The 10,053-nt window shown below is 74.7% G+C and carries 8 protein-coding genes and 2 pseudogenes; 6 read left to right on the forward strand and 4 right to left on the reverse strand.

What is annotated here, in order from left to right:
• The first annotated feature begins 4 nt into the window (after positions 1 to 4).
• From IEZ31_RS57350 to IEZ31_RS57360, 3 genes and pseudogenes are all read left to right on the forward strand, one after another.
• A complete protein-coding gene (locus IEZ31_RS57350; RefSeq protein ID WP_229836751.1) occupies positions 5 to 1,627 on the forward strand; it encodes a sensor histidine kinase in 1,623 nt (540 codons plus the stop codon).
• A 304-nt stretch (positions 1,628 to 1,931) separates the two neighbouring features.
• Positions 1,932 to 2,360, forward strand: a pseudogene (locus IEZ31_RS57355) (response regulator); the annotation flags it as partial.
• A 294-nt stretch (positions 2,361 to 2,654) separates the two neighbouring features.
• Positions 2,655 to 2,900, forward strand: a pseudogene (locus IEZ31_RS57360) (response regulator transcription factor); the annotation flags it as partial.
• Between the two features lie 154 nt (positions 2,901 to 3,054).
• Here the strand turns inward: IEZ31_RS57360 and IEZ31_RS43965 are convergent.
• Positions 3,055 to 3,816: an ROK family protein gene (locus IEZ31_RS43965; RefSeq protein ID WP_190256087.1), complete on the reverse strand. Its 762-nt coding sequence runs from the start codon at positions 3,814 to 3,816 to the stop codon at positions 3,055 to 3,057.
• Positions 3,817 to 3,994: 178 nt separating this feature from the next.
• Here IEZ31_RS43965 and IEZ31_RS43970 point away from each other — a divergent pair, with 178 nt between their 5' ends.
• Positions 3,995 to 5,104 carry an RICIN domain-containing protein gene (locus IEZ31_RS43970; protein WP_190256088.1) on the forward strand — a complete coding sequence of 370 codons (1,110 nt, stop codon included), beginning with the start codon at positions 3,995 to 3,997 and terminating at the stop codon, positions 5,102 to 5,104.
• A gap of 41 nt (positions 5,105 to 5,145) precedes the next feature.
• On the opposite strand, the gene IEZ31_RS43975 is transcribed toward IEZ31_RS43970, so the two are convergent.
• Complete coding sequence (locus tag IEZ31_RS43975; protein WP_190256089.1) at positions 5,146 to 5,382, reverse strand: hypothetical protein; 237 nt, start codon at positions 5,380 to 5,382, stop codon at positions 5,146 to 5,148.
• Positions 5,383 to 5,402: 20 nt separating this feature from the next.
• Positions 5,403 to 6,986 (reverse strand): ABC transporter permease, encoded by a 1,584-nt coding sequence (locus tag IEZ31_RS43980; RefSeq protein ID WP_190256090.1) that lies wholly within the window; start codon positions 6,984 to 6,986, stop codon positions 5,403 to 5,405.
• Positions 6,987 to 7,010: 24 nt separating this feature from the next.
• On the opposite strand from IEZ31_RS43980, the gene IEZ31_RS43985 reads away from it, so the two are divergent.
• Positions 7,011 to 7,811, forward strand: a complete 801-nt coding sequence (locus tag IEZ31_RS43985) for an ROK family protein (protein ID WP_190256091.1) — start codon at positions 7,011 to 7,013, stop codon at positions 7,809 to 7,811.
• 4 nt (positions 7,812 to 7,815) lie between these two features.
• Here IEZ31_RS43985 and IEZ31_RS43990 read toward each other — a convergent pair whose 3' ends face one another.
• Positions 7,816 to 9,087: a VOC family protein gene (locus tag IEZ31_RS43990; RefSeq protein ID WP_190256092.1), complete on the reverse strand. Its 1,272-nt coding sequence runs from the start codon at positions 9,085 to 9,087 to the stop codon at positions 7,816 to 7,818.
• Positions 9,088 to 9,143: 56 nt separating this feature from the next.
• On the opposite strand from IEZ31_RS43990, the gene IEZ31_RS43995 reads away from it, so the two are divergent.
• The gene (locus tag IEZ31_RS43995) at positions 9,144 to 9,839 is read left to right on the forward strand and encodes an alpha/beta hydrolase family protein (protein ID WP_190256093.1); all 696 of its coding nucleotides are present in this window, start codon (positions 9,144 to 9,146) and stop codon (positions 9,837 to 9,839) included.
• Positions 9,840 to 10,053 lie beyond the last annotated feature (214 nt).

Genomic DNA, 10,053 nt, shown 5'->3' on the forward strand with positions numbered 1-10,053 from the left:
CGGCATGCGGTGGGTGTTCGACGGGGCGCTGGCGGCGGGGATCGTGTTCCTCGCCCTCATGGAGCGCGGCACGACCGACGCGGTGGTGCTGGCCTGCGGGTTCGTCATGGCGGCGGCGCTGCTCGGCCGCCGGGCGTTCCCGGTGCCGGCGGGCATCGTCGTGTACGGGCTGGCCGGCGCCCACCTGGCCGTCCAGCCGGCGGTCCGCCTGTTCGACGTGGCGGTGCTCGTCGCGATGTATTCGGTGGTCAAGTACGGGCCCGGTGGGCGCTGGCCGATCCTGGCCGGGGCGTTCGCGGGGCTCGGGGTGCTGCTGGGGGCGTGGGCCGAGGACCGCCGCGCCGGCAACTTCTGGACCATCGCATGGGTCGTCGGCGCGGTGACGGTCGCCGTGTGGGTCACGGGGCACGGAGTGCGGACGCGGCGGCTGTATATCGCTTCGCTCGAGGAGCGCAACGCCACCCTGCAGCGGGAGCGCGACCACCTCACCCGGCTGGCGACGGCGGACGAGCGGGCGGCGATCGCACGTGAGCTGCACGACGTGGTGGCGCACAGCCTGAGCGTGATGATCGTCCAGGCGGACGGCGCGACGTACACGCTGGACCCCTCGGCCACGCAGGCCTGCGCCGCCCTGGGCACGATCGCCGCGACGGGGCGCGAGGCGCTCGACGACATGCGGCGGGTGGTGTCGCTGCTGCGTGCCGCGTCCCCGCCGCCGTTACCCGCCGTCCAGCCGTCCGGCGCGCGGCCGGTTGGCGATGCGGGTGCGCAGCGTGGTGCCTCGCCCGGCGCATCGCCTGGCGCTGCGGCCGGTGCATCGCCTTGTGCCGTGGCTAGTGCCGTGGCCGGTGCTGCCGGTGCTGCCGGTGCTGCCGGTGCCGAGTTCGGTGCGGGGTCGGTTGGGACGCCTGTCGTGGAGGTCGGCCTCGGGGGCGGCCCGGGGGCCTTCGTGGGGGCCGGTGTGGAGGACACCGGGGTCGATCTCGGGCGGCGGCGGGTCGGGCTGGCGGAGCTCGACACGCTGGTCGAGCGGGCCGCCACGGCCGGGCTGCGGGTGGTGGTCGAGCGCGAGGGGAGTCCGGAGGGGTTGAGCGCGGCGGAGGAGCTGACGGCGTACCGGATCGTCCAGGAGTCGGTGACCAACGCGCTGCGGCACGCGGGCCCCGGGGCGGTGCTGACCGTGCGGTTGCGCTACTCCGCCGCGGATGTCCGGATCGAGGCCGTGGACGACGGCGCCGGCCGGCCTCCGCCGGTGCCGGCCTCCGCGCACGCCGGTCGAGCGGGACTTCCGGCCCATGCTTCGGCGGACGCTCCGGCCGACGCTTCGGCTGGGCATGCCGGGCGGATGGGCGATGCGGGTCAGGAGGGCGATGCGGGGCGGTCGGGGCATCCGGTTCGGAAGTGGCATGCGGACCAGGGCCGGCTCTCGGGCCACGGCGGGGCTGCGGGCCAGGGCTTGCGGGGCTTGGGTGGCCGGGAGCGGCCGGTCGGGTACGTCGGGCATGGGCTGATCGGCATGCGGGAGCGGGTTGCCGTGCACGGGGGCGCCGTGACCGCGGGGCCGTGCGCGGGCGGGGGCTGGCGGGTCGCCGCGACGATCCCGTTGGGCCGGGCGGCCGCGGCATGACCCGCCAGCCTCCGGCCGAGGGTGACGCGGTGCCCTCGCACGTTGAGCACTTACGCAGCGAGGCCCCACGCGGTGAGCCCTCGCGCGGTGAGCCCTCGCGCGGTGAGCCCTCGCGCGGTGAGCCCTCGCGCGGTGAGGCCTCGCGCGGTGAGCACTTATGCAGTGAGGCTTCACGCGCTGAAGCCTCACGCGGGGAAGCCTGGCGTCGTAAAGCCCTAGGCCGTAGAACTTCGCGCGGTGAGGCGTCGCGCGGTGAGGCGTCGCGCGCGCCGTGCTTGGGCGGCCGGCGGCGTGGGGGTGGGCGGTGATCCGGGTCGTTGTCGTCGACGATCAGGAGTTGGTGCGGGCCGGGTTCCGGATGATCCTGTCGGCGCAGGAGGACATGGCGGTCGTCGGGGAGGCGGGTGACGGGGCGGAGGCGTTGCGGCTGCTGCGTGAGGTGGAGGCCGACGTCGTGGTCATGGACATCCGGATGCCGGTGATGGACGGGGTCGCGGCCACGGCGGAGCTGGTGGGGCGGGGTCGGCTGCCGCGGGTGCTGGTGCTGACAACCTTCGACACCGACGAGGACGCGTTCGCAGCGCTGCAGGCGGGGGCTAGCGGGTTCCTGCTGAAGAACGCCCCGCCGGCCGAGCTGCTGTCCGCGATCCGCATCGTGGCCGCCGGCGACGCGGTGGTCGCGCCGCGGGTGACGCGGCGGTTGCTGGAGCGGTTCGCGGGTCGGTTCGCCCCGTCGTCGGGCTCCGGAGGAGCAGCCAGCGGAGGCGGGACAGGAACCGAAGGCGAAAACGGCGGCGGAGCCGGTGGTCGCGGAGCCGGGAGCGGCAGCGGAGCCGGCGGCGGCGGAGCCGGGATCGGCAGCGGAGCCGGGAGCGGAGCCGGGAGCGGAGCCGGGAGCGGAGCCGGGAGCGGAGCCGGGAGCGGGGGCGGAGCTGGCGGCGGAGCCGGGATCGGGAGCGGAGCCGGGGTCGGTAGGGGCGCGAGCAGTGGAGGTGGCGCGGGACTGAGCGCTGCTGGGAACGGGCGGCGGTTGGCGGATCTCACCGAGCGGGAGCGGGAGGTGCTCCTGCTCGTGGCGCAAGGGCTGTCCAATGCCGAGGTCGGTGAGCGGCTGCACGTCGCCGAGACGACCGTGAAGACCCATGTCGGGCACATTCTCACCAAGCTGGAGCTTCGGGATCGGGTGCAGGCGGTCGTGCTCGCGTACGAGACGGGGCTGGTCCGGCCGGAGTCCGCCGGTCCCCCACAACGACGACATTCCCCACAGGAATAATGTTCCTTACAGGAATGTCGTCGGGACCCTACCCGGATGCGGCCCCGACGGCCGCCGTGAAGCTCCGGTCGCAGGCCACGTAGTGCTCGGGGACGAGCCGACCGGGTCACCGTCCGCGCCCGGCAAAACGGACGAACCGGTCGTGACCCGCCGATTACCCGATGAGCTTCCACGCCCGCGCGCCGCCCACGACCCCCGCCGTGTTGGGGACGATCGTCACGTCGTCGCCGAGGCGGGCCAGGTTGTCCGCGTCGATGAGCGCCGAGTTGCCGCCGCCGAGGTACAGCCGGTCCCACCGGAAGACCGGCCGCAGCCCGTCCACGACCCGGCGCACGCGGCGGGACCAGCGGGCGTTGCCGATCTCGCGCCGTTGGTGCTCCCCGATGTACCGGTCGTAGGTGCGCTTGCGCCGCACGGGCGCGTGTGACAGCTCCAGGTGCGGGGCGAGCGACCCGTCGTCGAAGAGCGCGCTGCCCAGGCCCGTGCCGAGGGTGAGGACGAGCTCGAGGCCGGTGCCGTCGACGAGCGCGGCGCCGTGGACCTCGGCGTCGTTGAGCACCAGCACCGGGCGGTCGAAGGCGCGGGTGAGCGCGGCGCGGGCGTCGTACCCGGTCCAGGCGTCCAGCAGCGCCGGGTCGACCGCGGTGTGCGGCCCGGCGGTCGTCACGTAGTGCGGGGTGGCCACCACCACGCCGTGGCGGATCATGCCGGGCATGCCGATCGTGGCCCGGTCGGCCGGCCCGCACTCCTGCGCGAGCTGCCCGGCGATGTCCAGCAGCGACCGGACGAACCGCTCGGGCGGAAACGGGTACGGCGTCGGGACCCGGATCGGCTGGCACAGCAACGCGTCGGAGTCGTCGACGACGCCCGCCTTCAGCCCGCCGCCCCCACAGTCGATCGTCAGCGTCTTGCCCACCGCAGGATTGTGCGCCTCCGCCGTCCGTCCCGCCGCGCCAACCACCCGCAAACCGCTCGGCGCACCCATGGTGGCGTTCGTCTCACCGGCGGTACCGCTGACACCCAAACGTCGCAAGACATCGCTGAGACTCGATGGACCGGCGCCCCGCCAGGCGCCCGACGAAGGGGACACCAGCATGCATCGAAGCCGCATCCTCGCGGCCCTGGCCGCGGCCGCCACCGCCGCCACGCTCACCCTCGCCGCCCCGGCGACGGTCGCCCACGCCGAGTCCAACGGCGGCGTGCGGGTCATGCCGCTCGGCGACTCGATCACCGACGGGTTCAACGTGCCCGGCGGCTACCGCATCAACCTGTGGCAGCGCCTCGCCTCCGGCGGGTACACGGTCGACTTCGTCGGTTCCGGCTTCAACGGGCCGGCGAGCCTCGGCGACCACGACCACGAGGGCCACTCCGGGTGGCGGATCGACCAGATCGACGCCAACATCGTCGGCTGGCTGCAGACGTACACCCCGCGGACGGTCCTGCTGCACATCGGCACCAACGACATGAACCAGAACTACGACGTCGCGAACGCGCCGAACCGGCTGTCGGCGCTCATCGACAAGATCCGGGCGACAGCGCCGGCCGTGGAGCTGTTCGTCGCGCAGATCACGCCGGAGACCGACGCCACGCTGGAGGCGCGGGTGCGGGCGTACAACGCCGCCGTCCCGGGCATCGTCGCGCAGAAGGGGCCGCGCACCCACCTGGTCGACATGCACTCGGCGCTCACCACCGCCGACCTGGCCGACGGGGTGCACCCGAACGCGGGCGGCTACGACAAGATGGCGGCGCGCTGGTTCTCCGCGCTGCAGTCGGTGCCCGGCAGTCTTTCGGCCCTGACGGTACCGCCGGTGGGCACCCCGGTCTCGATCGTCAACCCGCAGTCGGGCCGCTGCATGGACGTCAGCGGCGTCAGCCAGACCCCCGGCGCGCAGGTGCACATCTGGGACTGCCACGGCGGCGTGAACCAGGTCTGGACCCGCACGGCAGCGGGCGAGCTGCGGATCTACAACGGCACGCGATGCCTCGACATCAACGGCAACGGCACCGCCGACGGCACCAAGGTGCAGATCTGGGACTGCAACGGCACGACCGCGCAGCGCTTCACGTTCAACGCCGACGGCAGCATCGCCGGCGCCGGCTCGGGCAAGTGCGTCGACGTGACCTCGTCGGGCACGGCGAACGGCACGAAGATCCAGCTCTACACCTGCAACGGCACCGGCGCCCAGCGGTGGTCGGTGCGCTGAACGCGCGCCGGCCGGGGACCGCGGCGGGTCCGCGGCGGTCTTCAGCCTCCGTCGCCGTCGGCAACATCGGTCCAGTAGTCGATGCTGTCTCGGACGATCCGCGTGTCCGGATGTTCGGGACCGGAGTCCCAGCCGTTCTTGGCCATGGCCCCCACCAGCGCCGACGCGGCACTCGACGCCAGCGCCACCAACTCCGCGTCCAAACCCGCAACCTCCCGGTCGACGACGGTCAGCGACCGTCCCACCCTAGCGACGACCAGCGACGACCAGCGACGCATGACCGCACGCCCGGCGCCGGTCAGCCGATGTCGCGGCGGCGGAACCCGGCCAGGCCGCCGCCGACCAGCGCGGCGGCGACGGCGAGCAGCCACAGCAGCGGCGTGGCGGTGAACGGGTCGCCGGGCAGGTGCGGCACGTGCGCGAACGGCGAGAGGTCGAGCACCCACTGGCTCAGGCCGAGCAGGGCGCCGAGCTCGAGGATCATCACGCAGGCGATGAGCGCGGCCCAGGTCAGCGCGGTGAGGCGGGGCGCCAGGCCGAACAGGGCGACGCCGATGCCGGCGAGCACCCAGGCGGCCGGCAGCTGCACGAGCACGTCGGCGAGCATCCGCGGCACCTGGCCGGCGACGTCGTGGACCTGGGCGCCGTAGGCGACGCCGGCCGCCGCGCCCGCCACGGCCAGCAGCAGGGCGGTGCCGAGCAGCGCGAACAGCAGGTGGCTCAGCAGCCAGCGGCTGCGCCCGGTGCGGGTGGCCAGCAGCGGCTCCAGCCGGCCGCTGGTCTCCTCGGCCCGCAGCCGCAGCGTGGCCTGCACCGTGTACGCCGCGGCGGTGAGGCCGGTGATCCCGAAGATCGCGGCGAGGTAGGCGTCGAGGATCCCGGTGGTGCCGCCGAGGCGGCTCAGCACGTCGACGAGGTTCTGGTTGGCGTCGAGGTTGTCGGTGATGCTCGACGCGGAGCCGCCGAAGACCGCACCGGCCAGGGCCAGGGCGACGACCCAGCCGAGCAGGACGCCGCGGTGCAGGCGCCAGGCGAGCGCGAACGGGCCGGCCAGCGCCGGCGTCGCGGCGGCCGGGCCGGGCCGCTCGGGCAGCAGGCCGGCGGCCAGGTCACGCCGGCCGAGGAGCGCGTAGGCGGCGGCGACGCAGGCGGCGGTCGCCGCGGCGAACAGGGCGAGGACCCACCACCGCTCGCCGGCGAACGGGCGCAGCCGCAGGGCCCAGCCGATCGGCGAGGCCCAGGACAGCGCGACCGGGCCGCTGTCGCCGAGCGCCCGCAGCAGGTAGGCGGCGCCGAGGGCGCCGAGGCCGATCCCGGTGGCGGTGCGGGCGGACCGGGTGCACTGGGCGGCGACCGCGGCCACGGCGCCGAAGAGCACGCCGGTGGCACCGACGCCCAGGCCGAGCGCCAGCGCGCCGCCGGCCGGCAGCCCGACGCCCACGACGGTGGCCGCGACGAGCAGCGCGATCGCGAGGTTGGCCAGCGCGACCGTGAGCAGGGCGGCGGTGACCGGAGCGGCCCGCCCGACGACGGTGGCGCCGAGCAGCTCGGCGCGGCCGCTCTCCTCCTCGGCCCGGGTGTGCCGCACGACGGTGAGCACGCTCATGAGCGCGACGAGCACGAGCTCGGTGATGCCGATCTTCCACGCCGTCAGGCCGCCGATGGACAGCCCGAACAGCGGGCCGTTGAGGGCGACGAGCGACGGGTTGCTGACGACCCCGCTGACGATCTGCAGCGACTCGTCCGTGGGATACAGCTGCTGATACTGCGCGGCGGTGCCCATCGGCATCAGCGCGAGAACGGCCACCCAGACCGGCAGCCGCAGCCGGTCGATCCGCAGCGCGAGCCGGAGCAGGTGGCCGGTGCCGGCGAGAGTGCGCATGCGCCTCACGGTACCGTCCCGGGCATGACCGTGGTGGCCCTCGACATCGGGGGCACGTGGACCCGCGTCGGGGATCTCGCGCGCTTCCCGACCGACCCGGACTACGACCGGGAGCTGGCCATGATCGTCGATGCGGCTGGCCGCCTCGAAGCGACCGCGGCCGGTGTCTCGTTCGGCGGCCGGGTGACGGACGACGGCACCGTCCGGGTGTCGCTCAACCTGCGCGGCCACGAGGGCCGGCCGCTCGGCCGCGACCTCGCCGGCGCCCTCGGCTGCCCGGTGCGGGTCGCCCACGACGCCACCTGCGGCCTGCTCGGCGAGGCGTTCGCGCCCGGCGGGTCACTCGCCGGCGTCGAGCGCTGCGGCTACCTGACCCTGTCGACCGGCGTCGGCGCCGCGGTGCGCCTCGGGTCGACCGTGCTCACCACCGAGGCCGGTCACCAGATCGTGGCGGGCAACGAGCTGCCGTGCGCGTGCGGGCAGACGGGCTGCCTGGAGACGCTGGTCGGCGGGCGGGCCCTGGCCGAGCGCCTCGGACGGCCCTTGGACACCGTCGACGATCGGACATTTTGGATATCGTACGCCCAACGCCTGGCGCCCGGCCTCGTGAACTTCGCGTTGACGGCCGGGCTGTCGGCGATCGCCCTGGGCGGTGCCGTCGCGCTGCGCGGCGACGACCTCTGGCGTCCACTGTGGAGCGAGGTCGCGCGGCTCAGCCGGTACAACCGGATCGAAATCCGCCGAGCGAGCCTCGGCGACGCCGCTCCCCTCGCCGGCGCGGCTGTGCTGGCGGGCGGGACGGCGGCGCTCGAGGTGCTGCACTGACGCGTCACTCGACGCAGAACTCGTTGCCCTCCGGATCGAGCATCACGGTGAGGTCGTCGCGGACCTGCTGGACCCGCGCGCCGAGGGCCTCCAGGCGGGCCACCTCGTCGGCGACCGGCCCGGGCGCGCGAAGGTCGAAGTGCATGCGGTTCTTGGCGGTCTTCGGCTCGGGCACGCGGACGAACCACATGTTCGGCCCGCCCCAGCCGGCCGCCTCGACGTAGGCGCGCTCCTCGGTCGCGTCGTCGTCCACGTCGGTGCCGAGCGCCGCCGCCCAGAAGCGGGCCACCCGCAGCGCGTCGGCACAGTCGAACGTCACGCTCTTGACGTAGGTCGGCACCTCGGCATTGTTCACCAGCCGCCGCCCGAGCGCCCGGATTTCCTCCCGCAGCGCGGCCGGGCGGCGCACCTCGAACTCCCAGCCCAGCCCGACCAGCATGCGGGCCATGCCGTCGAGCCGCTCAGCCCGGCAGGTGAGCCGGACGGCGCCGTGCGGCGTCGCGTGGGTCGCGCCGACCGTGGCCGGGATGCGGGCCCGCGCCTCGGCGAGGGTCGTGTGCAGCAGGACCTCGACCTCGTGCCGGTACGGCACCGCCGCGAGCGAGCCGACGACGTGCGCGACCGCGTCGAAGCCCTCCGGCGGGTCGAACCGCGCGCCGGTCGGCGCGATGCCGGCGATCCGGTCGACCCGCAGCGTGCGCAGCTCGCCGCTGGCGTGGTCGTGCCCGGCCGCGTACCACTTCCCGGCGTGGACCACGACGCCGTACGGGTCGAAGTCGCGCTCGCTGTCCACACCGCGCCACGAGCGGTACGTGACCGTCAGTCGCCGGCCGTCCCGCACCGCCTCGCCGAGCGTCAGGACGTGCCCGGTCGGCGGCGTGTTGTCGGTCGGCGCCGGCCGGGTGAAGCCGAGGGTCTCGCGGACCGCCCGGACCCGCTCGCGCAGCGCGGCCGGGAGCACCCGCTCGATCTTGCCGAGGGCCGACTCCCGCGCGGCGGTGCCGAACCCGCCCTTGACCAGGCCGAGGACGACGGCGACGGCTTCCTCGTCGGTCAGCATGAGCGGCGGGAGCCGGTACCCGGGCAGCAGGCGATACCCGCCGTGCCGCCCCCGCTCGGCCTGCACCGGCAGCCCGAGACCGACGAGGGCGGCGACGTGGCGGCGCACGGTGCGCTCGTCGACGCCGAGCCGCTGCGCCAGCTCGGCCGCGGTGAGGCCGGGCTGGGCCTGGAGCACCTCCAGCAGCGCGAGCACCCGCGCGGTGGACTGTGACATGGACCACCCCGAAATCCGGGCGGAAGCCGCCCGGATTCGAGCCTAGCGTCCTTCGCATGACGGAATTCGTGCTGGTACCTGGGATGTGGCTCGGCGGCTGGGCCTGGGACTCGGTGGCGGCGCCGCTGCGCTCGGCCGGCCACGAGGTGACGGCCGTGTCGCCGGACCTGGCGGCGACGGCGACGCTGGACTCGCACACCGCGCAGGTCGTGGCCGCCGTGGGCGACCGCTCGGGAGTGGTGCTGGTCGCCCACAGCTACGGCGGCTTCCCGGCGCGCGCGGCGGTAGAGGTGCTGGGCGGGCGGCTCGCGCGGGTGGTGTACGTCGAGAGCGGCCCGATGCCGGACGGCTCGGTGCAGGCCGACTTCGAGGGCCCGTCGGCGCGCGCGGCGGCGGAGGCGACGGTGGTGGACGGCCTGCTGCCGCCGCCGTCGTTCGACCCGGCGGACAACCCGGTACTGTTCGGGGGCCTGGACGGGTTGTCGGCGACGATCCGCGCCCGAGCGCTGCCGCACCCGTGGTCGACGGCGACGGGCGCGTTGCGGGTCCGCTCGCTGGAGCAGCCGCCGACGGACCTGGTCTGCTCGACGTTCCCGGAAGCGGCGGTGCACGAGATGATCGCGGCGGGGCACCCGTACTTCGCCGGCCTGGACCGCCGCGACTACCGCGTCCACGCGCTGCCGACGGGCCACTGGCCGATGTTCAGCCGCCCGTCCGACCTGGCGTCGCTGCTCGCAACGCTCGGCTCGTGACCCCCGCCGCACATACGTTGGTCGATCTAGCCTCATGTCGATCTCGGCGGGCGAGGGTAGATCGACCAACGTATGTGCGTGACGGGACGAGATCGGCGCCCACGCGCCACAAACCACGATCAAGGCCGCTCGCAGTCGCACGGCACGGCGCCGAGATCGGTGTCCGGGCGCCACAGATCACGATCACACCGGGGCCGCACGCGACCGGGCCGTC

The sequence above is a fragment of the Dactylosporangium sucinum genome (genome assembly GCF_014647515.1).
Taxonomy (GTDB): domain Bacteria; phylum Actinomycetota; class Actinomycetes; order Mycobacteriales; family Micromonosporaceae; genus Dactylosporangium; species Dactylosporangium sucinum.